The organism is Pontibacter amylolyticus, assembly GCF_014638845.1.
Lineage (GTDB): Bacteria > Bacteroidota > Bacteroidia > Cytophagales > Hymenobacteraceae > Pontibacter > Pontibacter amylolyticus.
This window is the reverse complement of sequence record NZ_BMFP01000004.1, coordinates 258,698-282,754: the sequence shown is the minus strand read 5'-3', so window position 1 is coordinate 282,754 and position 24,057 is coordinate 258,698. Positions and strand designations below refer to the sequence as shown.

The 24,057-nt window shown below is 51.4% G+C and carries 20 protein-coding genes and 1 pseudogene; 12 read left to right on the top strand and 9 right to left on the bottom strand.

Annotated features, from left to right (window positions below):
* The first annotated feature begins 112 nt into the window (after window positions 1-112).
* From IEV97_RS20230 to IEV97_RS11810, 12 genes and pseudogenes are all read left to right on the top strand, one after another.
* Window positions 113-3,319: pseudogene (locus tag IEV97_RS20230) on the top strand (efflux RND transporter permease subunit).
* The gene (locus tag IEV97_RS11855; protein WP_188501705.1) at window positions 3,306-4,565 is read left to right on the top strand and encodes a TolC family protein; all 1,260 of its coding nucleotides are present in this window, start codon (window positions 3,306-3,308) and stop codon (window positions 4,563-4,565) included. The pseudogene IEV97_RS20230 and the gene IEV97_RS11855 overlap by 14 nt, the downstream one beginning before the upstream one ends.
* A 79-nt stretch (window positions 4,566-4,644) precedes the next feature.
* Window positions 4,645-5,961, top strand: a complete 1,317-nt coding sequence (locus IEV97_RS11850) for a heavy metal-binding domain-containing protein (protein ID WP_188501704.1) — start codon at window positions 4,645-4,647, stop codon at window positions 5,959-5,961.
* 8 nt (window positions 5,962-5,969) lie between these two features.
* The gene (locus IEV97_RS11845; protein ID WP_188501703.1) at window positions 5,970-7,169 is read left to right on the top strand and encodes an efflux RND transporter periplasmic adaptor subunit; all 1,200 of its coding nucleotides are present in this window, start codon (window positions 5,970-5,972) and stop codon (window positions 7,167-7,169) included.
* A 7-nt stretch (window positions 7,170-7,176) separates the two neighbouring features.
* Window positions 7,177-7,305 carry a hypothetical protein gene (locus IEV97_RS20150; RefSeq protein WP_256377517.1) on the top strand — a complete coding sequence of 43 codons (129 nt, stop codon included), beginning with the start codon at window positions 7,177-7,179 and terminating at the stop codon, window positions 7,303-7,305.
* A gap of 15 nt (window positions 7,306-7,320) precedes the next feature.
* On the top strand, window positions 7,321-7,794 hold the full coding sequence (locus tag IEV97_RS11840; RefSeq protein ID WP_188501702.1) for a hypothetical protein: 474 nt from the start codon (window positions 7,321-7,323) through the stop codon (window positions 7,792-7,794).
* 125 nt (window positions 7,795-7,919) lie between these two features.
* Window positions 7,920-8,549 carry a DUF3347 domain-containing protein gene (locus tag IEV97_RS11835; RefSeq protein ID WP_188501701.1) on the top strand — a complete coding sequence of 210 codons (630 nt, stop codon included), beginning with the start codon at window positions 7,920-7,922 and terminating at the stop codon, window positions 8,547-8,549.
* 298 nt (window positions 8,550-8,847) lie between these two features.
* A complete protein-coding gene (locus IEV97_RS11830; RefSeq protein WP_188501700.1) occupies window positions 8,848-9,054 on the top strand; it encodes a hypothetical protein in 207 nt (68 codons plus the stop codon).
* A 397-nt stretch (window positions 9,055-9,451) separates the two neighbouring features.
* On the top strand, window positions 9,452-10,039 hold the full coding sequence (locus IEV97_RS11825; protein WP_188501699.1) for a helix-turn-helix domain-containing protein: 588 nt from the start codon (window positions 9,452-9,454) through the stop codon (window positions 10,037-10,039).
* Between the two features lie 237 nt (window positions 10,040-10,276).
* A complete protein-coding gene (locus IEV97_RS11820) occupies window positions 10,277-10,942 on the top strand; it encodes a DUF2231 domain-containing protein (RefSeq protein WP_137761623.1) in 666 nt (221 codons plus the stop codon).
* Between the two features lie 95 nt (window positions 10,943-11,037).
* The gene (locus IEV97_RS11815) at window positions 11,038-11,346 is read left to right on the top strand and encodes a phosphoribosylpyrophosphate synthetase (RefSeq protein ID WP_168194102.1); all 309 of its coding nucleotides are present in this window, start codon (window positions 11,038-11,040) and stop codon (window positions 11,344-11,346) included.
* An 18-nt stretch (window positions 11,347-11,364) separates the two neighbouring features.
* Window positions 11,365-13,503, top strand: coding sequence for a copper-translocating P-type ATPase (locus IEV97_RS11810; RefSeq protein ID WP_188501698.1), 2,139 nt, complete (start codon window positions 11,365-11,367; stop codon window positions 13,501-13,503).
* 179 nt (window positions 13,504-13,682) lie between these two features.
* On the opposite strand, the gene IEV97_RS11805 is transcribed toward IEV97_RS11810, so the two are convergent.
* The 9 genes from IEV97_RS11805 to IEV97_RS11765 all read right to left on the bottom strand — a co-directional run bounded on the left by IEV97_RS11805 (window position 13,683) and on the right by IEV97_RS11765 (window position 23,967).
* Window positions 13,683-14,132, bottom strand: a complete 450-nt coding sequence (locus IEV97_RS11805; RefSeq protein ID WP_188501697.1) for a DUF305 domain-containing protein — start codon at window positions 14,130-14,132, stop codon at window positions 13,683-13,685.
* A gap of 162 nt (window positions 14,133-14,294) precedes the next feature.
* A complete protein-coding gene (locus tag IEV97_RS11800; protein ID WP_188501696.1) occupies window positions 14,295-14,933 on the bottom strand; it encodes a DUF2911 domain-containing protein in 639 nt (212 codons plus the stop codon).
* Between the two features lie 254 nt (window positions 14,934-15,187).
* Window positions 15,188-17,830 (bottom strand): multicopper oxidase domain-containing protein, encoded by a 2,643-nt coding sequence (locus tag IEV97_RS11795; protein ID WP_229733915.1) that lies wholly within the window; start codon window positions 17,828-17,830, stop codon window positions 15,188-15,190.
* A gap of 250 nt (window positions 17,831-18,080) precedes the next feature.
* A complete protein-coding gene (locus IEV97_RS11790; protein WP_188501695.1) occupies window positions 18,081-19,520 on the bottom strand; it encodes an MATE family efflux transporter in 1,440 nt (479 codons plus the stop codon).
* Window positions 19,521-19,544: 24 nt separating this feature from the next.
* Entirely contained in the window at window positions 19,545-20,240 is a 696-nt protein-coding gene (locus tag IEV97_RS11785; RefSeq protein WP_137761703.1) for a DUF8832 domain-containing protein, read from the bottom strand.
* Between the two features lie 536 nt (window positions 20,241-20,776).
* Window positions 20,777-21,016, bottom strand: a complete 240-nt coding sequence (locus IEV97_RS11780; protein ID WP_188501694.1) for a copper chaperone — start codon at window positions 21,014-21,016, stop codon at window positions 20,777-20,779.
* A 113-nt stretch (window positions 21,017-21,129) separates the two neighbouring features.
* Window positions 21,130-21,924 (bottom strand): DsbA family oxidoreductase, encoded by a 795-nt coding sequence (locus tag IEV97_RS11775; RefSeq protein WP_137761701.1) that lies wholly within the window; start codon window positions 21,922-21,924, stop codon window positions 21,130-21,132.
* 19 nt (window positions 21,925-21,943) lie between these two features.
* Window positions 21,944-22,888, bottom strand: coding sequence for a manganese catalase family protein (locus IEV97_RS11770; protein WP_137761700.1), 945 nt, complete (start codon window positions 22,886-22,888; stop codon window positions 21,944-21,946).
* A 407-nt stretch (window positions 22,889-23,295) separates the two neighbouring features.
* Window positions 23,296-23,967, bottom strand: coding sequence for a DUF305 domain-containing protein (locus IEV97_RS11765; RefSeq protein ID WP_188501693.1), 672 nt, complete (start codon window positions 23,965-23,967; stop codon window positions 23,296-23,298).
* Window positions 23,968-24,057 lie beyond the last annotated feature (90 nt).

Genomic DNA, 24,057 nt, shown 5'->3' with positions numbered 1-24,057 from the left:
GTGTCTTCTCCTGAAGGACCGGACTGGTCTTCCTATGGGCTTTGGCCTCACCTTCTACTTGCCACAACCCAGTGGCTGCTCAAATTCCTGTTAAGGTTTATTTTCTACTTACATGATTGCGAAATTAATTTCCCTTTCGCTCCGTAACCGTTATATCGTCCTGCTCATCTCGGCGGTACTATTCGGATGGGGCTTGTATTCCGTGCAGACAAACAAGGTGGATGCCATCCCGGACTTGTCTGAAAACCAGGTGATCGTTTTTACCGAATGGATGGGTCGCAGCCCACAGATCATCGAAGACCAGATCACCTACCCGCTTGTTACCAACCTGCAGGGTTTGCCCCAGGTAAAGTATGTACGGGGCAGCTCCATGTTCGGCATGAGCTTTATTTACGTCATCTTTGAAGACGAAACAGATGTATACTGGGCAAGGACCCGCGTGCTGGAGCGCCTTAACTCCGTTGGCAACATGCTGCCGGAAGACGTCACCCCTACCCTGGGCCCGGACGGTACCGGCGTGGGCCATATCCTGTGGTACACCCTGGATGCCCCGGGCATGGACCTGGGAGAGCAACGCGCCGTACAGGACTGGTATGTGAAGTTTGCGCTACAGAACGTGAAAGGCGTCAGCGAGGTGGCCTCCTTTGGCGGTTTCCAGAGGCAATACCAGATCACGCTGGATCCTAATAAACTTACCTACTATAAACTCTCGGTGCCGCAGGTTATCCAGGCCATCCGCGCCAATAATAACGAAGCCGGTGGCCGTAAGTTCGAACTATCCGACATCGGCTATATCATCAAAACCACAGGCTACCTGCAATCTACAGAAGAGATCCAGAACCTTGCCATCGCCACCAACAACTCCATACCGGTGCGGGTGCGCGATGTGGCCTCGGTGCAGATGACGGGGGAAAGCCGCCTGGGCATTTTCGACGTGAACGGCGAGGGCGAAGCGGTGGGCGGCATTGTGGTGATGCGCTACGGCGAAAATGCCGAAGAAGTGATCGACCTCGTGAAAGTGAAGATGGAAGAGGTCGCCAAAGGCCTCCCCGAGGGCGTGAAGTTCAACATCGTTTACGACCGCAGCGGCCTGATCAACGAATCGGTGGACTCCATCAAAAAGACCCTGATCGAAGAGATGCTGGTAGCCTCCGTGATTGTGTTTCTGTTCCTCTTCCACTGGCGCAGTGCACTGGTCATCATGATTCAGCTGCCCCTGTCAGTCGCCATTGGCTTTATACTGCTCAACGCCTTCGGTATCTCTTCCAACATCATGTCGCTTACCGGCATTGCCCTTTCCATCGGTGTGATCGTGGACGATGCGATTGTGATGGTAGAAAACTCCTACCGCCATCTGGCTGACGCGAGCAAGGGCAAACCATGGGAGGATTAACTGTAGTCTTTCAAGAAGAAACTCAACATGAAATTATCAAAAGAAGATAGAATCCGGATCATCGAGAAGGCTGCCAAGCAGGTGGGGCCCAGCGTGTTCTGGAGTACCGTAATCGTCATCACCTCTTTCCTGCCGGTATTCCTGCTCACCGGCCAGGAAGGCAAGCTGTTCGGCCCGCTGGCCTGGACAAAAACATTTATCCTCATCGTGGACGCCATCGTGGCCATCACGCTGACACCAGTGCTCATCTCCTTTTTCCTGAAAGGGAAGTTTAAAGAAGAGAGCGCCAACCCGATCAACAGGGCGTTGGAATGGGTGTACGGACCGGTGCTGAAGTGGTGCCTGAAGTGGCGTAAAACCACCATCGGGGTCAACATCCTGGCCTTGTTGGTTTCCATCCCCATGCTCATGAGCCTGGGCACCGAGTTTATGCCGCCGCTGGACGAAGGCTCTATCCTGTTCATGCCGGTAACACTGCCTGACATTTCCAACGCTGAGGCCAAGCGCATCCTGCAGGTGCAGGACAAGATCATCAAATCGGTGCCTGAAGTGGAGAGTGTGTTGGGCAAAGCGGGCCGCGCCAGTACGGCCACCGACAACTCCCCGATCAGCATGATCGAAACGATCATTATGCTCAAACCACGGTCGGAATGGCGCGAAGGCATCACCAAACAGGATATCATCCGGGAACTCGACAGCAAGCTACAGATCCCGGGTGTGGTGAATGGGTGGACCATGCCCATCATCAACCGCATCAACATGCTGGCTACCGGCATCCGGACCGACGTGGGCGTGAAAGTGTATGGCCAGAACCTGGACTCCATCGCGTCGGTATCGGAAAAAGTGCGGGCTGCCTTGCGTGATGTCGAAGGCGTAAATGACCTGTTCGTTGAGCCGATCACAGGCGGCAAATACCTGGAAATAGACATCAATCGGGAAGCCCTCAGCCGCTATGGCCTGACCGTAGACGATGTGAACATGATCGTGGAATCGGCATTGGGTGGCGCACCAATAGATAATACCATTGAAGGGCGCCAGCGCTTCTCCATTAACGTGCGCCTGGCACAGGAATACCGCAACAGCGTGGAGCGGATTGAGCGCATCCCCGTCCAGACGGCTTCGGCAGGTTCCATCCCGCTTTCTTCGGTTGCCACGGTGCGTTTCACCGAAGGGCCTCCTATGATCAATTCCGAGAATGCGCAGCTGCGCGGGGCCGTGCTCTTCAACGTGCGCGACCGCGACCTGGGCAGCACTGTGAAGGAAGCCATTGAGAAGATAAATACAGAAGTGACCGGTCTGCCCAACGGCTATTACCTGGAGTGGAGCGGGCAGTGGGAAAACCAGGTGCGCGCCAACCAGACCCTGCAAATCATACTTCCGCTGGTGGTTCTCATCATCTTCTTTATTTTATACTTCTCTTTCAACTCCTTGAAAGAAGCCTTTTTCAGCCTGATCACCATCCCGTTTGCCCTGATCGGCGGGGTATTCATTGTCTACTTCTACGGTGTGAACTTATCGGTAGCAGTGGCAGTAGGCTTTATCGCCTTGTTTGGTATGGCCATTGAAACGGGTATGCTGATGGTGGTGTACCTGAACGAGGCGATGCATGAGCTGGTGGCACTGAAAGGCAACAGCAGCGAGACGATTACCAAGCAGGACATCCGGGACTACGTGTTCAAAGGAGCGGTAAAGCGCCTTCGTCCCAAGATCATGACCGTGTCGGTATCACTGTTTGGCCTGATACCGGTCCTTTGGGCAACCGGTGTGGGCACTGACGTCATGCTCCCGATCGTGCTGCCGCTGATCGGAGGGGTTCTTACCTCTTCCATCCACATCCTGCTGGTAACCCCGGTGGTGTTTGAAATGACGAAAGAGTATGAGTTAAAGAAGCACGGCAAATTAGAGATATACGATGTTAAGCATTAATAAAATAAATTGGTTGTTTGTGTTTGTGTTGCTGGCTGGCACCCCGGTGCTGGCCCAGCAGCAACACACCATCAACTTAGACAGCGTACTGCAGCGCATCAGCAACAATAACCCCATGCTGCAACAGTACAACTATAAGGCAAAGGCGATGGATGCCTACGCTGAAGGCGCAAAGAGCTGGATGGCGCCCATGGTAGGCGGCGGTGTGTTCATGGCCCCCTACCCAGGGGCCGAGATCATGGATGAGCGTGATAAAGGCGCCTGGATGATATCGGCAGAGCAGGACATACCCAACCCGGTAAAGCTTCGCGCCAAGGAGAAATACATGAAGTCAAGAGCAGGCGTCGAGCAGGCGGCGAAGGATGTGACCTTCAACGAGCTGCGGGCGCAGGCCAAAACGGCCTACTACAATTGGGTGGTGCTGGAAAAACAGCTGGATGTTCTCAAAGACAACGAGCGGATCATGGAATACATGCTCAAGCTGGCCCGCCTCCGCTACCCCTACAGCCAGGGCAAGCTGGGTGGCGTTTACAAAGCCGAGGCCAGGCTGCACGAGGTAAAGAACATGCAGGTGATGACGGCTTCGCAGATCGAGCAGCAGAACGTGCAGCTCAACATCCTGATGAACCTGCCCAAAGACCAGAAGTATAAAATCGATACCACCGTAGCCGTACCTGCACCGGCTGTCCCCGCCATTGATACGAGCTACCTGAGCGGGGCCCGCAGCGACATCCGCCAGCTCGACCGAACCATCCAGTCGATGCAACTGAACGTGGAGATGGAAAAGAAGGAACGCCTGCCGGATTTCAGCCTGCGCTTCGACCACATGTACCCGCGCGACAACATGATGCCGCAGCAGTACACGGCCATGGGCATGGTCTCGATCCCGATCGCCCCCTGGTCGTCGAAGATGTACAAGGCCAACACCAAGGCCATGAACCTGGAAATACAGGCCATGCAGCGTGAGCGGGAAGCCATGCTCAACGAGGCGCAAGGGATGGCGCGAACCATGGCCCTGGAGCTGAATACGATGCGGGAGCAGGTTGAAAATTACAACAGCAGGATCCTCCCGGCGCTGAAGAAGAACTACGATGTGACCCTGCTGGCCTATGAGCAGAACAGTGAGGAGCTGCCCCTGGTGATCGATGCCTGGGAAGCCCTCAACATGGCGCAGATGGAGTATCTCAAGCTGCTGCAGTCGCTCTACCAGATGTCGGTGAGCTATGAAAAAGAAATCGAGAAATAAATTGCGGTCGAGTGACTGGGCAAAGGATTCGATTCAAACCTTGACACACAGCCACTCGATCACTCACTCAAAATCAAACATGAGACGATATTTGAACATACTCTTCCTGTTGACAGCGCTGCTGGTAGCTGCCTGCTCGGTGGAGGAAAAAACACATGCACAGGGTGAAACGGAGTATACCTGCCCGATGCACCCGCAGATTGTGCAGAACAAGCCCGGCACCTGCCCTGTGTGCGGCATGGATTTAGTCCCCAAAACCGTACATGGCGAAGGCGTTGAAATTACCGAGGACCTGGCGTTTCTGCTGAAACCGACGACTGGCACGGTGGTAGCCAGTATCACCACGACAAAGCCCGCGCAGAAGGCGACACAGACCACCGTGCAGCTGGACGGCATCATCACCTATGACCCGCGGCGCGTTTACACAGTCCCCGCCCGCGTGGCCGGCCGCATCGAAAAGCTGTTTGTCAAATACAATTTCCAGCCGATCCGCAAGGGGCAGAAGCTGATGGAGGTGTACAGCCCGGACCTGATCACGGCGCAGCGCGAACTGCTCTACCTGGTGAAGGCTTCACCTGAAGATCAGCAGTTGATTTCATCCGCCAGGCAAAAACTGCAGTACCTCGGGGCCACCGACGAGCAGATAAACCGCCTTATCCGCAAGGGCGAGGAAAGCTATACCTTCACGCTCTACAGCCCCTATGACGGCTACGTAATTGATCTCAATACCGCTTCTCCGGCTGCTTCTACCGGTATGGCCGCAGCTACCCCTGCAGCCGGCTCCGGTGGCGGCATGGACGCCATGGGCGGAGGCGGCGCTGCAGCCCCGACACCTCCTTCCGGGGCTTCAACTAATCCAGCCGGACAGGCTATCCAGCTGCGCGAAGGCATGTATGTGAGCGTAGGGCAGCCGCTGGTGCAGGTGGTGAATGCCGAGCAACTGTGGGCCGAGTTTAATGTGCCTGCCGGCGAGCTACAGACCCTGTCAAAGGGCACGCCGGTGAAGATCTCTTTCCCACAAATCCCAGGTGAGCAGCTTGATGGCAAGGTGGATTTCTTTCAGCCGTTCTTCGACGAGGGGGAAAGCTTTGCCAAAGTGCGGGTATACCTGCCCGGTAATGCAAAACTGGCGATGGCAGGGCAACTGGTGACCGCAACAGCCCGTGTCGACACGGCCCCCGCCCTGTGGGTACCCCAGGCGGCGGTGCTGGACATCGGCACCAAAACGGTGGCCTTCCGGAAAATGAACGGTGTCTTCGAACCGGTTACAGTGACCACCGGCGCTCGCGCAGGCCATGAGATCCAGGTCACGGCTGGCCTGGAGCGAACCGATGTGATCGCCACCAACGCCCAGTTCCTGGTCGACAGTGAAAGCTTTATCAAGGTTAATAATTAAAGAGACCCATGAGACGATATTTGAACATACTCTTCCTGCTGACAGCTATACTTGTAGCTGCCTGTTCGGTGGAGGAAAAAACGCATGCTGATGGCGAATCAGCAACCTATACCTGCCCGATGCACCCGCAGATCGTTCAGAACGAGCCCGGTACCTGCCCTATCTGCTTCATGGACCTGGTGCCGGTGTCACAGACGGGTAAGGAAAACGGGGAACTGATGCTGAGCCAAAGCCAGATTGCCCTGGGCAACATCAAAACCAAACGCATCAAGTTTGGCTCCGTGGGGAGCAACGCGATCCTTACCGGCAAACTGGTGCTCGACGAAACGCAGACCGATGTGGTGAGCAGCCGCGCCGCCGGCCGCATCGAGAAGCTATACCTGAAAGAAAGCGGCCAGCCTATAAAAAAAGGACAGCCGCTTTACGAGCTGTACTCGGAAGAGCTGCTGACGCTGCAACGCGAATACCTGCTGGCGCTCCGGCAAAACCAGGAGCTGGGGCAAGAAAACCCGCGTTTCACTTCCTTTCTGGAAGCCGCCAAAAAGAAGCTCCTGCTATACGGACTGACAGAGGCGCAAATTCAACGTCTGGCTAGTTCCGGGCAGGTGAGCCCGCGTATCACGTTTGTCGCCCCCGTTAGCGGTGTGGTGACCGAAGTCGCAGCAGCCGAAGGCCAGTACGTGGCGGAGGGAGGGATTCTGTACCGCCTGGGCAGGCTCGACAAAATCTGGGTAGAAGCCGAAGTGTATCCCCAGGAGCTTGCCCGTGTAAATGAAGGCGATGCATTGAAAGTCGCGGTCGAAGGCTTCAGTCAAACGCCCGTCTCCGCAACAGTGACCTTCATCAGTCCGGAGTTCAAGGCAGGTAGCCAGGTGGCCACCCTTCGCGCCGAACTCCCTAACCCCAACCAGCAATACCTGCCGGGCATGCAGGCAAGCGTTATCCTGCGCAACCCCAGCGGCAAGTCCCTTACCCTGCCAACCGATGCGGTGCTCCGGGACAGCAAAGGCAGCCATGTGTGGGTGCAGTCGGGCAAGGATACCTTCAAAGCCCAAATGGTAAAACTGGGCGCAGCGAGCGCCGACAGCGTGGCCATTCTTTCCGGCTTAAAGGAAAACGACAGGGTCGTGGTGAGCGGGGCCTACCTTCTGTACAGCGAGTTTGTTTTGAAGCAGGGGGCTGACCCGATGGCCGGCCATCAGCACTAAGTATACGATGAAGGAATGTTGCAGAACCGGCGATGAGCAAGCGCCTGAAAAAAAGAACAGCTGGCCGAAGCGGCTGCTCTACCTGGCTCTACTGCTGGCCCTCGGGCTGGTGCTGTTTGAACAGTTTACAACTTAATTTATTTCCTTGTCCATGAAAAAGAACCTGCTGTATACCGCAGCCTTGTCAGCAGTCCTGCTGGCATCGTGCACTTCAGAAAAGACCGCCGAGACCCAGGCCGCCGCCGCGGCCCAACCGACTGCAGCGGCACCCGTCCCCCACGCAAACCACATACCGGTCGCCACTGCCCAAACACAGGCTGATCCTTCCGCGGAAGAGCTGATGACCAGGGAGGGCCTGCCCAAAGACCTGGTTTGCATGGTCAACAACGCCTATATGGGTAAAAAGCAGTTCCCTGTACCATTCGAAAACAAAATGTACTACGGCTGCTGCGAAATGTGCGTAAACACCATCCAGCAGCAGCGGAAAGTACGCCATGCCGTCGATCCGGTGACCGGGGAGGAGGTGGACAAGTCGCTGGCCTTCATCGCCCTGAAACCCGGCGGCGCCAACGGCGATGTGCTCTACTTTGCCTCTGAAGAAAATTACCGGAAGTACATGCAGTAGCATGGAAGCAAAAGGAGAATACCGGAACTGGTTGTAACGTTCTGCTCACTGTTTGTCTGACTGCTTTCTTGAAGTCCAGTTGAATTTAAATTAAATCCTTACATAAACAATTAACCGAACCAACGATGAAACAACCCCTAATCGCCGCCGCCCTGGCAGCATTTCTGTTTACCTCCTGTTCAGAGGCGAAACAAGAAACCTCTGCAACCGAAACAGAAAGCCACGAACACCATGAAGGCATGGCACATGGTGATGAAATGCCTGCTAGTAACTCACTAGTAGTAGAGGCTCCGGACTACACAGCTGTAGCAGCACCTGTAAAAGAGCAAATTGCTGCAGTGTTGGACAGCTTCCTGAAGCTGAAAGACAACCTGGTTGCTTCTGATGCTCAGCAAGCGCAGGATGAAGCCAAAACGCTGCTGGCTGCAGCTGAAAAAGTAGATGCGGCAGGACTGGCAGGAGAACAAAAAGCCTTTGTGGAAGAAAGAATAGCAGAGGTCAAACAAAGCGCTTCCAAAATGGCAGAGGCAGCTGATCTGGCGGTGCAGCGTGGTCAGTTAGAGTTGCTTTCTGAAGCTAGTTTTGCCCTGACCAAAGCCTTTGGTGCTTCCACCGCTACTTTATTCTACCAGCACTGCCCCATGGCCAACAACAACCAAGGTGCCTACTGGCTGAGCGCTGATGGGGAAATCCGTAACCCATACTTTGGCGAGAGCATGCTAGAATGCGGTAGCATCGAGGAAGTGTTCAACTAAAACCATTCATGCGTGGGTCAAACTGTGGCTCACGCATGACTTAACTTATTATACCTGTGCGCCTGCCAAGGTCGGTACGAAGTATTTGGCGAGTGAGTCCGAACGGAGGCGATGCAGCAAGTAGCCAGTCGTGCCCTGCCTAAGAGTAGGTTTAGGTAATACTTTTTCTTTATATTTATCATGCGCATCGGGCAGTACCCTGTCCGATTGCAGCTTTGCTTCATGAAAAGAACCAGGCATAACAAGAATATAAGTTTTACGGGACTGTTTCTCCTAACGGTCTTCGTACACTTGTACCTTGTTCAGCTGGCTTGCAACCTGCCGCACCTGGTACAGCGGCTTCAACCTGTCGCTTCTACAGCACACCACCATAGCATGGGGCATGGAGAACACAGTCACTCTCCTGGACATGGAACCCCTACATCCGCGCATCACGGTGACAGGAGTGCACACCAAAGCGGTGAGCATCCTGCTTCGTCAACGGAAGACACTGGCTGTTGCGTAGAACAAGAGTACGCTCCTTTTCTCAAAGCCTCCCCATCCGTGGAGCTTTCCCAGCTTGTAAAAGCACCTATTGCCTTCATAGACACCTTCTATCAGGCAGTGCTGGGTTTCCTGTACAAGAGCCATATTACAGATGTAACGTATACTCCCCCCGATGCCCCTGTACCTAAAATACCCGATATCAGGGTATTCCTGCACTCTCTTATTATTTGATGCACAAACTGTACTTGTTCTGCATCGGTGCTTGAAAGCCTATGCTTTCAAGCACCGATGCAGACGACCTTCTGTCCCCTGCCCTATACCAAATTCCTGGTATGCAGAAAGGCTTTTAGCGTCGTGTTAAGTTAGTTTGTCCAACAAGTGAAGCAAGGATTTCGCTTCATATTCAATTCGTGAAAATGAGTGAAGAGAGTCGGCACCTCAAGGTGCTACACATTAAAAACATGGTGTGTCCCCGCTGCATCATGGTAGTGCGCCAGGAACTTGAAAACCTCGGCCTGCATGTACTGGAAGTAAAGCTTGGCACGGCCCTAATCGAGCAGAGTGACCGGTTGGATGAAACCGCTATAGAAGCGGCACTGGTTAGCAAAGGGTTTGAACTGCTTCACAGCAAGCGAGAAAAGCTTGTGGAAAGCATCAAGGTAATTGTTATTGACCTGATCTCTGCAGACAGGCTTGCCACCCTATCTACAAATCTGTCCACGCACCTGGCCATGGAGCTTGGGAAGGATTACGCTACAATCAGTACGGCCTTTAAAGCATCTGAGGGAATTGCCCTGAACAGATACATCATACTGCAGAAGGTGGAACGCATTAAAGAACTGCTAACCTATGGAGAGCTCCCTCTTGGTACCATTGCGGCCAAGTTAGGCTATAGAAGCCTGCAACACCTGTCTGGGCAGTTCAAAGAGGTAACCGGCATAAGCCCCAGTATATACAAGAAGCAGGGCGGAGCGGATCGTCAACCCATTGATAACCTGTATTGACATATGCGTACCCATGGACAAAGAGATTACAGCTTTATAAATTAAAAAGCTGCCCGAGGGCCGGCATAGTACTGGAAGTGTAGCCTAATGTGCTGCCTTGCTTCTAATGCCTGGCTGACAGCAGCGCTTTGCTAGCATATTACGAGCTGGTGTGTTGCCAGCTCTCATGGACAGGTACTTTCCAGAGTTTACATCCTGTTTAATCACACCCCAATAAATGCTAAATTTTTACAAATCATGAAAAATACCCTTTTATCAATGCTATTCATCCTGCTTTTGTGTCTGATGCATACAGCCCCGCTTTACGCACATGGAGGCGAGAAACATGGCAGCACCGCCCGGACAGAGGCTATTTCGCAGGTGCCAGATACCCTTACGCCGCAGCAGATAGCACCCGAAGAGCACGCAGCCCACGTGCAGGACCCCGCTTCCGCCCACGCCAGGCCGGATGATTTTCCAAATAAGCACCCTTTGATCGTGCATTTCCCCATCGTGCTGCTTTTAGTGGCTGCTGCCGTCCAGCTGTGCAACATCCTGTTTCTGCGCAAGGAGCTCGATTGGATCACCACCGTAGCCACTCTGATCAGCTTTAGTACGGCCTACTATGTAACTGAAATCGACCACCCGCATACAACTGGCCTTACAGCGCATGCCAAGCTGGTGCTTGAACAGCATGACTTCTACGCTGACTGGACCATCTACCTAGGAGGAATAGGCCTGATAGCCCAATTGTTAAATCAGTTCTTGTTTAAAGGGAAGCGTTGGAGCGTGCTGGTTGTTGCCCTTGTTCTTACCAGTGCTGCCTACTGTGTGGCCATGGCCGGACATTATGGCGCTCAGCTCGTACATATAGAGGGTGTCGGCCCACAAGGCAAATACCTGGAGACTGGTCACCACCATTAAGTCCGAAGGCGCAGTCACCCTAGCTGCGCCTTTTCCATTTACTAATTTTCAAGAAAGAATCAAACAAAATCATTATATTTACTAAAGCTAAATAGATGAAACAGTACAAGTATGATACGATGGTCGAGACGCTGAACAACTTACGGGAGCGCGGCTACGCAGTAGACTTTAATTTGCAGCCCACCTGTCTGGAATGCCCGCAGCTACACCTGGAGTTAAAACCTGAAGAATTTGAGATTGATGAAGTTTACCGGTTTGAAGGTGCCAGCAATCCGGATGATAATTCTGTCGTGTATGCTGTTTCCTCTGATAAAGGAGTGAAGGGAGTTTTGGTGGATGCATATGGCGTATATGCTGATGCTGTTACGCCTGATTTGGCCCGCAAATTAAGGCGAGAGTACTAAACATCAGATCAGATAGTTATGAAGAACAATCCTGAGCATCACCATCATCACCATGGGCCCAAAAAACAAGCTGAAAATCACGTAGAAGCAGCCAAAGAACACTTGGGGAAAAAAATGCTGCACGGCCACGAGCACGCCATGCACGAAGACACCGGCGGCCACCCGCCGCACGACGGGCATGACCACAGCGGCCACGGCGAGCACGGCCACGACCATCACCGCATGATGATCGTGGACTTCAAAAAGCGCTTCTGGTTTTCGCTCGCGCTGTCTGTACCTGTCATCATCCTGAGCCCCATGGTGCAGCACATTCTGGGCTTTACGCTGGATGTGCCCTACGGCATGTACATTGCTTTTGTGCTTTCCTCCATCATCTACTTTTATGGTGGCTGGCCTTTCCTGACGGGTCTGGTTGAGGAGGTGAAGAAAGGCGCACCGGGTATGATGACGTTGATCGGGGTGGCCATCACCGTAGCCTACCTCTACAGCACTGCCATCGTGTTCGGGCTAGAAGGAATGGACTTTTTCTGGGAGCTGGCCACCCTGATTGTGATCATGCTGCTCGGGCACTGGATCGAAATGAAGTCGGTGCTGGGCGCTTCCAAGGCATTGGAACTGCTAGTAAGCATGATGCCCGCCGAGGCGATGCTGATCAAGGATGGGGAAACGGTGCGCGTGCGAATCGAGGACCTGCAGAAGGGCGACTTAATTCTGGTGAAGCCTGGCGAGAAAGTCCCCGCCGATGGCGTGGTGGAAGAGGGTGAGAGTCACCTGAACGAAAGCATGCTCACCGGTGAGAGCAAACCGGTTAAAAAGAACAAAGATGACAAAGTGATCGGAGGCTCTATCAACGGCAATGGCGCACTGCGGGTGCGGGTGGAGTTTACCGGCAAAGAGAGTTACCTCAACAAGGTGATCAAACTGGTGCAGGATGCCCAGAAGACGAAATCAGAAACGCAGCGTCTGGCAGACCGTGCCGCCAAGTGGCTCACCTACATTGCCCTTTTCGCCGGCTTTGGCACGCTTGCCGTCTGGCTCCTACTGGGGCAGGAATTTGCCTTTGCCCTAGAGCGCATGGTGACGGTTATGGTGATTTCCTGTCCGCACGCATTGGGACTGGCCGTGCCGCTGGTGGTGGCGATCTCCACCGCTGTTTCCGCCAATAACGGCCTGCTTATCCGCAACCGCACCGCTTTCGAAAACTCCCGCCTCATCACTACCATCATCTTCGACAAGACCGGCACCCTTACACAAGGCTCGCATGAAATAGCCGCTGTCGTGACCTTTGACAAGGCTCTGGACGAGCGGGAAATGCTGCGTTTGGCAGCCGGTGTGGAGCAGAACTCCGAGCACTTCATCGCGCAGAGCATCCTCCGGAAAGTGAAGGCCGAAGGTATAGCGGTGCCTCCCTCCCAGTCTTTCAACTACCTGCCCGGCAAAGGACTGGAAGGTATGGTAGAGGGCAAGGATGTAAAGGTGGTGGGTCCCAATTATATCAAGGAATTTAACATTGAAGTGCCTTCCAGCGAGGCAGAGGAAGGCGTGGAAACAGTGGTCTATACGCTGGTAGCAGGAAAGCCCGTCGGGTACATCACCATGCGCGACCAGATACGGGAAGAGTCGGCAGAGGCCATAAGCGTGCTGAAGGCGAACGGCATCAAGAACCTGCTGCTCACCGGTGATAACGAACGGGTAGCCAAAAGCGTGAGCGACAAACTGCAAATGGATGGTTACCTGGCCAATGTGCTGCCGCACCAGAAACAGGAGAAAGTGAAAGAACTGCAAAACCAGGGCGAGTTTGTGGCCATGACCGGCGACGGTGTGAACGACGCCCCCGCGCTGGCCCAGGCCGATGTAGGTATAGCCGTGGGCTCCGGCACTGACGTAGCCGCCGAAACAGCCGACATTATTCTGGTCAACAGCAACCCGCAGGACATCGCCTCGCTTATCCTGTTTGGCAAAGCCACTTACCGCAAAATGATCCAGAACCTGATCTGGGCCACAGGTTATAACGTCATCGCACTACCCCTGGCGGCTGGTGTACTTTATAACCAAGGCATCATGATATCGCCTGCCGTGGGCGCCGCCCTGATGAGCCTGAGTACGGTAATCGTGGCGATCAATGCGCAGTTGCTGCGCCGGCAATTAAAATACTGATTATTTTGTAGGATAAGAATAAGATAGAACTGATAGGCCTTCTGCATCAGCACATGCAGTATGTGAGCCCACCCCTTTCAAGGAGCAGTCCGGATGGCCGATGAATAACTAGCCAATAGCGTAGACAAGAAAATGAAAGAGATGGCTCACAAAACCAGCAGAAAAAGTGAGCAAAGTACCTACTCCATTCTCTTCAGGATCGCCTTCATTTCAGCAATTTCCTTTTCCTGCGACTCGATGATTTGCTCCGTTAGTTTCTTCACTTCCGGGTCTTTTATATTGGATTCCTGACTGACCAGAATGGCAGAGGAATGATGCGGGATCATAGACTTCAGGAACTGCTTGTCACCTACCAGCGATTGACTTCTGAGCAGTAGAAAGGTTCCTGCCATTACGGCCAGGCTTACCCCTACTATGATGCCATTCAGCTTTTTATCTTTGTACATAGAGGACATAAACCCCAGCATGACAAGCGCCATGGGAGCTATCATGAGCAAGGCCATATAAAGGCGGTTCAGGTTCAGGTATACATGGTCGAACTTGTCTGCATTCAGAAACATTACCCCGTACATGATGACAAATGAGACACCCAGCATGAGGAAGAATTTCTTATAATTTCCTTTTTCCATTTTATTGGTTTTTAGTTTAGTACTCGAAGCTAATGCTCGCTGAAAGGGCGGCTTTTAGTAGTATAGAAATACAGGTATTTATGTATTTTGGTTATTATTAAAAGTCAAAAAGCCGCTCTGACAGTCGTCAGAGCGGCTTTTTGAGATGACTTTCTTTTTTGTTTATACAGCAACCGGAATGCTTACTTTTAGCTTATCCCAGGTGATGACGATGGCCCCTTCTTCGTCAGTCTCCGATACAATCTGGTAGCGCAGACGCTCCTGTGGCTGTGCTGTTGCTTCCGGCTTTACTTTGATCCGCAGCACATCCTCTGCTTCGGAATAGTCATCGGCCAAGTGCTGTTCCCAGTTTTTGTTGATGATCACCGTCCACTCGTCCTTACCCGGAATGGTGAACAGGGCATACTTTCCTGCCGGTAATGTCTTCCCTCCTATGGTAATGTCTTTATCCGTGGTCAGGCTGGTGGCAGAGTGCGCACCTGTCACCCATACCTGATCATACGCTACCAGACCACCCCAGATAGTACGTCCGCGCACAGCAGGAGAATGGTAGTTGATCATAATGTGTGCGTTCCCGATCTGCCCGTGCACCTCTGCTTTCAGGCTGCCTTTCAGCGTGTCCGCCGCTGGCTGGTCCTGTATCACGACTGCTCCCTCGCTCACTTTCGGCGTATGTTCGGCATGTACTGCCTCCTGTTCCTGCTCGGCAGGAGCTTCCTGCTCCTGCGCTGGCTGGTTGCAGTAAGTAAGTGCGCCACAAAGTATAAGGGCATAAAGGGTTTTTGTAAGATTTCTGTTCATGCTGTTTAGCGGTATAGGTGGCTTTAAGGTATAGAGCGATTTTAATTCTTGTTCTGAATGAATCTTTAAAGCTACAAATTTTATGCACCTGATGATACTAGCATTCAGGTAAAAAAGCCTGGCTGTGATAGTACAAAGGTTAGTACTGTTGAAATGATTAAGATCCAGGAGCAGTGGTCCACAGAGCGTTTTAATTATACCTTAGATGTCGAACCAGAATAGAAACGCACATTTGTTTCCTGTGCTAACACAGCCTAATAAATAAATGTAAGCCCAGCGCCATACTTCATGTCGCTGTCGTAATGCGTTGATAGGGATATATACTTGGTTACAATGTATCGCAGGCCGGCCATGTATTCTTTATCGGTGTTCCCCATCAGGTTCAGGCGCAGGCGGCTTGTTAGTGGGACATCTTCGCGCCGCAACTGGAACCGCAGCTTACCCTTGGAGTCTATCCTCGCTTCTGACACGATCAGCATAGGCAAGGTATACTGCACCCCGGCCACGGCCACCTTCCGGTTATCTTGGTTGCTTAGCTGCCCGAACATGTTTTCCTCGGGCTCATTCTCTATACTATTGTAGTGATAGTCAAAGCCGACGAAGGGAAAGAGCCATTGCATTTTTCCAAAATAACGGCCAAAGTAGGTCTCGCTTTCAATACCATACTCCTTCTTAAAACCAATCCTCCATTCAGTGGAGATCTGGTACCGGGAGCTACCAAGTACAAACTCTCCGTCGCTGCCATTGCTCTCCAGCCCTACCATCGCTGAAGGCAGAAAAATCTTGTCTTCGCGGTTAAACATCTTTTGGGCCCGCTCAGGATCCGGAATCTCAGGATTGGGTGGTGAGTTTTGGTAGGTGAATACACGGCCCATGCCGGCAATCATGTGGTAGAGTATGTGGCAGTGGAAAAACCAGTCACCACTCTCCGAAGCTGCAAACTCAATCGTGTCTGTCTCCATCGGAAGTATGTCCAGTACATTTTTTAGAGGTGCATGTTTTCCGTGTTTGTTCAGTACCCGGAAATCGTGCCCGTGCAGGTGCATGGGGTGGCGCATCATGGAGTTGTTGAACATGATGATCTTCACATTCTCCCCTTTTTTGATCAGGATCCTGTCCGACTCTGACACCGTCTTGTTGTCCATCGTCCATACATAGCGGTTCATGTTGCCGGTAAGCTCAAAGCGCAATACTTTCTCCGGGCCGGGCTTCAGGGTTGTTTCTTCAGGAGCGCGCAACATGCCATAGTTCAGGGTGACCATCTCGTCCTTGCTGCCACTCATGTTCATGTTCTGCATATCGTATCCTTTCATATCATGGCCCTGGTGTGCGGTGGTGTCAACCTGCTGCTTCATCTGCATGCTTGTATCAGCAGCAGGTTTTGTCGCCCCTTCTCCGTGCATGCTGTGGTCCTGGGCTGCTGATTCCGGGTACATCACGCGGTTCATATCCATCTGCTGGTTGCTCATTTCCATGCCCATCGGCTCCATGTCCCCGTTCATCTTCATCATGTCGTTCATCATCTTCATGCCTTCAAAGTAGTTCAGCTTGCCTAGACGCTGTGCCTTCATTTTCATGCCCCTGCCCAGCCACAGCGAAGTGGTATTGGAGCGGTCTTCGGCAGTAGCCAGGAATTCGTACTGCATGCTCTCGGGTATGGTGACCAGCAAATCGTAGGTTTCGGCAGGCGCAATGATCAGGCGATCCACCTCCACTGGCTCCACATCGTTGCCATCGTTGCCCACCACCGTAATCTTACTACCAGAGTAGGTCAGCCAGAAGTAGGTGGAAGCACCGCCATTCACTACTCTGAGTTTGACTACATCCCCTGCCGTGAAATGGGTTTGCTCTGCAATATCCTGCCCATTGGTTAAAAACTTCTCATAGGCCACATCGCTCACATCCATTGCCGTCATCCGCTTCCACTCATTTTTAAGTTTGGTGCCAAAGTAGCCTTTCTTTATAGCCTCTGCATAGCCTTGGGTAGCACCTTTCCGGATCGCAAACCAGTCGTTGGCGCTCCGCAAGGAACGGTATACCTCTTTGGGGTTCATATCGGTCCAGTCGCTAAGCACGATCGGTATAGCCGGCATATCCGGTTCATTCACCTTGTTAAAGATCAGGGCACCGTACATGCCGCTTTGTTCCTGAAAGGCGCTGTGGCTGTGATACCAGTAAGTACCATTCTGGATGATCGGGAATTTGTAGAGGTAAGTGGAATGGGGCTTGATCGGCTGCTGGGTAAGCCAGGGAACACCATCGAACCGGTTGGGCAAAAACACGCCGTGCCAATGGATAGAAGTTTCCACATCCATCTCATTATGCACATAGATCTCGGCTGTATCACCCTGGGTAAAGGTTAAGGCAGGTGCCGGAATGCTCCCGTTTATAGCCACGGCTCTTCTGGTTTTTCCTGTGAAGTTGACCAAGGTATCCCGTACATACAGGTCATACCGAACGGTGCGAGGAGTATAGGTCTGTCCCGGGCTTTCTGGCTTGTGTCCTGCTTTGTGGATGGGCTTCTCTTTTTCCTCCGGGTTCTGTACAGGTGTGACTGGCTTTTGCTGTGTCGGCTGTGCATGTTGATGAGCAGGTTGAGCTTGTTTCTGAGCAGGCTGTGCTTGTTTCTGCTGTACACGTTGCTTTGCTGGGGCAGCAGGCTTGGCTTTAACAGCTTTTTTTTGTGGAGCCTGTTGCTGCTGTTGTTTTGCAGGGGCTTGTGGCTTTTTCTTTACCAGCGTCATACCGCACTTGGGGCATGTACCGGGTTTTGAGGTTTGCACTTCGGGGTGCATCGGGCAGGTGTAGATCTCAGTCTGCTGTTGCTGGGTTGGCTTATGCTGTTCGTGCTGTGCGAAAGTATACTGCCCAGTCCCGAGCAATAATACTAGTATCAAAAGTTTATACATTTTAAGCTGGTAAGGTAATTAAAGCGTTCTATACTATACCTGCGACACGCAATGCTTAAAGGTCTTTTATCCACTTCTAAGCTAGTGCTGCTAATTTATATCTCTGTTTACATGAAACAGCTTCATAGGTTGGATTAGCCTCTTTTAGTACCTGGATAATTGGTGGTGGCTGACCAACAGATTTAGCTGAGTTTCTTCTTGCTAACATATCCCGGTGGCATTGTCATTTAGTACATATTTAGTAATTGTTAACGCAGTCAGACATGGTCTCTTTAATGGACTGCGGGTGACATTGTGACTCCACCTCTGCTTCCTTTTCCAGATTCATCCATGTACCCTTAGCAAACTTATAGGCCAAGACCCCTGCACGGGTCACAATGTCAATACCAATGGCGATCCAGACACCAATAAGGCCCCAGCCCAGGGTGATTCCAAGATAGTAGACCAGAACGGTGCGGATGGCCCACATACCAGCCGCCGTCAGGTACATGGGGAACTTCGTATTATTAGCGGCTTGGTACGCGCCTGTAAGCGTTAAAAGGGCTGCCAGGAAAGGCTGAAACGCACCCGAAACCTTCAGGGCGTCCCCTATCTTAGAGATTACCTCCGGGTCTTCGGAGAACAGACTGCCAGCCCACTCTCCCAGGAAAAAGAGCAGTAAGCCCAGCACACCCATGATGCCTACAGCCATCCAGGCCCCTATTTTTGTGAAGGAAATCGCCTCCTCTATTCTTCCTGCACCTATCTGCTGTCCTGCCAGTATAGTAACTGCTGTGGCAAAGCCATAACCTGCCATATAGGAGATTACCTCCACATTACCGGCAATCTGATGGGCGGCGAAGACGTTGGTTCCCAGCGAAACGATGAACCCGAAGTAGACGATCTGCCCTGCCCGCATGATGAGCACCTCCCCGGCCGCAGGGCTGCCTAATGTAGCAAGCTCCTTCTGATGGCCCCAGTCTACCGACCAGAAGTCCTTCCGGAAGGCCAGCACCTCCGACCGCTGGATGTAGTAGACCAGCAGTAAGGTCCCAAGTACACGGGAAGCAACTGTAGCCAAAGCAGCACCTGTCACTCCCATTTCAGGAAAAATCCAGAAACCAAAAATAAGAGCATACCCCAAGAGCGCATGGAAGATGTTGATGAGAATGCTGACTTTCATGGGTGCCCGTGTGTTACCCGAGCCCCGTAAATTGGCACTAAGCGCAAACATGAGCGACATGAACACGGAAGGAATACCCACAACCCGGAAATAGTTCTCTCCAATATCCAGCACCTGCTCTTCCAGCCCCATGAGCGTGAGCAGGGGGCGTGCAAAAAACAATGTTACGATACCTGTCAGAATGCCGAAAAGGATGGAGAGTATGATGGCCTGCTGCGCTATATGCCGAGCCCTTTCTACCTGTTTCGCTCCCAGGGCATTTGCCACCCTTACGTTTGCTGCCACCCCGATAGCCATAAAGACGGCAAAATAGATAGCCAGTATGGCGTTGGTGGCCCCTATGGCAGAAACTTCGGCTAAGCCTATCTTTGAGACAAAATAGACATCCACAAAGCCAATAAATGTCTGAAAGAAGTTCTCTACTACTGCTGGAAAAGCAAGGAGCAGGACAATCTTCATTTTATCACGAAGAGTGACAGCAATTGGTATATCTACACGCTCTTTATTAACTTCCATTGGTAATATTGCGGTGTGCTGCTTTTAGTGATGGTGCCCATGATGTCCTTGGCTCGGAAGCTCAGCTACTTGCACGACATAGTCCAGGGTATATAGTAGCCCGTTCAGCAGGAATTGAATCCACACCCGGTATAGCCCACTGGCTGTAAAAGCGGAGTGCAGCACCAGCACATCCTCGTGCACCATGGGATGGACATGCAGGTATTCTTTTGTATCCACATTGATCATGACCACATGTGCCTTAGCACCCAGAAAATCACCTAATGAAGAGGCTGCTATGGCAGCCTCCCCCTGTTTCATAGTAACGCGTATGGCATTTAGCTCCCGCACATCCAGTTGAACGCTCACATTGTCAACCGTTTTACTGAGCACATCCTGCTGGTAGCGCTGCACGTTCCTGCTGTCACCGGCAACCTCCACCGATTTTCGGATAACAGCCGGTGCCGTATTCAGGGGCTTTACATCGCAGTAAAGCAGGAATTTGCCCCCAAAGGGAAATATGAAGTCAACAGAGTATTCCTTGCCTGCCTTTTCCGGGTGCTCGTGGGCAAAGAAAGAAAGGTCTTCTGATACTATGATGAGGTGAATGTCTTTGGTATGTACTTCTTCCAGTACAAGGGGAACACCGGCGGCCTCCTGGTTAACAGGTGTGAGAAGTAGTTTAACCTTTTCCTGTGCGCTTATAGCGGAAGGCTGAGAGCTTATTAAAACGTCAAACATCAATTAAGTTATTTAATTGTTATGCCTTGTGCCCTAGAGGAATTCATAGATCCACTACAGCCTCAGAGCTATACGCTACATAAGTGACCACATACCTCTCCAATATGGAAGGATATACCGTGTGCAGGCCGGCTTGATGCAGCCTACTAGTTACAAGCTGCTGCACATACTGCTTAAGCCTTTATCAAGGCACTGTGTCCATACTTAATGCTTACATAAGTCTCATGAAAGCGTGCTTGGTTATACCTTTCCGTGCACCCTTCTGTTTTATATATTCATGAGTTGTTTTTATATAAATTAGCTTTTAGCACTAGCTTGAGTCCCTCTAAAACAGGCAACATCTACCCTGAAAGTGATTTCAAGCTTAAACTTGCCCGACTACCTGAATATGCCCCCCTATGCTTTTTAACTCCTTATTTGTTATTGCGTTTAGAAGAACGTGCTAACTATTCGATAGTGTCTGCTTGGCCTTAAATGGTAAGCACTCCTAATGGTAAGCAAGTCTAAAAAACTCCTAACAATTCCGACTATCGATTTTACAAGTCCTTGCCACCGATGCCTACAACCCGTATGATTTCAGCCTTGTATCCTGCTTGCTGCACCACATTTTCGATCCTGTGGGGATCAAGGTCTGTACCGGATACGCTTAACAGCGTATCTTTACTTTCCGTATCAACGTGCCAGCGGCTTATACTTTCTTCTTTATCCAGGTAAGAAGCCACCTTTGTCAAGGCCTCCTCGCTTTCGATGTTAGTTTTAAACTTGATTATTTTCATACAAATAAGAACTAAGGTCCAAACTCATTGCTTCTTACACTTTTGCACAAAACAGCTGCAGACAACCATGTTAGAGCAGAGAAAGTTACCACCTTGTGCTATTATGTTCGGCTTCAGGATACGGTACCTTTCAGCACTTCCTCCAGTTCGCGCTCCGTTATACTTCCCCAGTACCTCCTGTATTCAAACTCGTCAGTTGTATGCTGCACTGGTTCTAATTCAGGAGCCACCTTATAAAGTGCCGTCCGAAGCGCTTCATAAGGTCTGTACCCAATGATCAGCACGCCGTTCTCCTCGCCTTCGCGCCGCATGGTCAGTGCCGGGAAGCGGGTAATACCATGCAAGCGCACCTGCCTGAGGTCTTCCTCAAAAGCCTTGCGCGCCTCTTCTCCTCCCAAGTCACGTTCAAACACGTCTGCGTCTAACACATCAGGCTGCACCTCGGCTAAGCTACGTCCCACCTGCCGCAAAACATCACGCTCGCCAACGTTCTGCCCCTGCAGCATTACAGCTTCACGCACTTTACGCAGGTATGCTTCCGAGGCTACCGGTGACTGCAGCCCGGCAGCCTTAACAGCAATACATGCAGGAAAAGAAGACGCAGGCGGGTTTTCGTACCAGATCTTATCCCTTATGGGCATACCGGAAACATACTTTGCTTCCATCCAAAGCGGCCCCATCTGCAGCGGACGATTAACTACGTTCATCGGGTCATTAAAGCTTTCCCAGTTCGGAATAAGCCCGCCCATGCGGTAGCGCCACTTTACCCTGCCGCTGTACTCAAAGCGCAGACGCCGCCATTGGGGCTCGAGTGCCCAACTCCAGCAACAAAGAGGGTCGGTGTAGTATTCTATCTCCACCGACCCTGCTTCCTTTTTATTATCTCGTTTGTTTTCTCGTTCAACCATTCTCAATTGTTTCTCCTGCTTACAGGCTACTCTGAGGGTACTCGCACCACTGATTCTCCCCTTGAGGTACTGCCGCTTTGACTTTCTTGCTTCGTTCCTGGCTCAACGCCTTGTCCATTTTATCAACAGATTTCATTGTACGGTCAGTACCATTTGGTTTGTGGTCAATCATGCCGTTGGTTTCCACCACGTGCCGGAAGGGCTCTTCCACGTAAAGCCAGGTCTCCCCAAGGCCGGGGCTCTTGCCTTCGTTCCAGGGCCCTCTCACATCAGGTCCATTCGACATGTTAAAGTAGCTGTTGCTGTAACGCGGATCGCCCTGTAGTACGCCTGGCGGGAAGTTTGGCTGTATTGTTTCCAGTGCCGCCTCAAACATCTGGAAGTGCGCCACCTCACGTGTCATCAGAAAACTGAGGGTCTCCTTTACATAAGGGTCATCCGTGAACTGCATCAGGTACTCGTACACGATCTTGGCTCTGGACTCAGCTGCTATGTTAGAGCGGAGGTCAACGGTAGGATCTCCGTTGGCATCCACATAAGAGCCATTCCACGGCACCCCTTGGCTATTGGTCAGGGTAGGTCCTCCGCCACTCAGCACGAAGAACTGCGGGTTGACCATGGCGTTGTGGATGAAATCCTCTTTCTTCGCCTTACCCTGCAGCAACTGCATGATCTCAGCCTCCTCGGCCGCGTTCTTCAACTCACCGTTGATCGGCCCCAGCAGCATCTGGATAGTAGCCCCGACAATTTCGAGATGGCTGAATTCCTCTGTGGCGATATCCATCAGCATGTCATACTGATCCGGATGGGGTTGACGCACACTAAAGGCCTGCACAAAATACTGCATCGCGGCTTTCAGCTCTCCGTTAGCACCCCCAAACTGTTCCAGCAGCAGGCTGGCAAAGGCTGGGTCAGGTTTCGATACACGCGCATTAAACTGTAGCTCCTTTACGTGATAAAACATTTGTCCTCCTTTCTTAAATAAAACAAAAATTGTCTTTTCTAAAACGGAGAGCAGAAAGGAGAGTTTGTAAAAATAAATTTAATCATTTAGGATTTAATCATTTAGAAACGAACCTGCACTGCCAGATAAGAACAGGTGTACGTAACTGAAGTGTAAAGGCAGGCTAGCAAGAGGCACCCGAACTGTATATCAGAAACCCGAAACTTCCTATAGTACGGGTGTAAAACTGATCTTAGTAAAGTGAATATTACCTTTTATTTCGTGCGGAAAAAACAAAAGGCTGCAAAGTTTACACTTTTGAAAAAAGGTATTAAGACAAGAAGCCTGGCTGCTAACAGTGTCAGCAGCCAGGCTTTTAAATCTTCATTCGGTACAAAGCATATTACTACATATTACAAAGCATATTACTACATATTATGATGTTTGGTAGGTATACCGTGTTCATTCAGGAAAGCTGCCAGTTCCATTATTTCCTGCGACTGCTCTTCAATGATTAATCTGGCCTCTTCTAATGCCATTTCATCGTCTCCCCACTTTAACTCGGTTTCTGACATGGCTATCGCTCCCTGGTGGTGACAGATCATGAGCTGGGCAAAGTCAACATCCGGATCAGGCGTATCCTTTACAGAACGCATGCAGTGCATCATAGCCATCATGTCTTCCCGCATCTCCATCATAAACATCTTGCACTCTTCTTTTGAGAGTGGCTCTGCGCCCGGGTGAGCAGCTAAAAAAGCCTCTAATCTTTCTTTGCTTTCCATGTTGCCTATCTTCGTTTTCTCAGCCAACGCAAGCGCTTCCGGCTCATGCCCATATTGCAGTTCCAGATCTGCCATTTTAATTCCCATCTCGTGGTGCATGATCATCATGTTGGCAAAATCGATGTCGGGGTCGCAGGTCATCTCCATCTGGTTCATCATCTTCATCATGGAGTTGATGATCTGCTGCATTTCCTTGTCAAAGGCTTTGTCATCTTCCCAGTAAGGACCCTTCGCAGCTTGCTCTGCAGTAGCACTTAATGGGGTTACAACATCCTGATCCTTTTCGCAGCTACTGAACACAAAGACAGCAACTACCATAAGAGCAAAGCTCCTGATACTGATAAAACTAGTTTTCATACATAATGGACTAAGTGGTTAAAAATGGTACTCAAAAATCATTTACTCTGC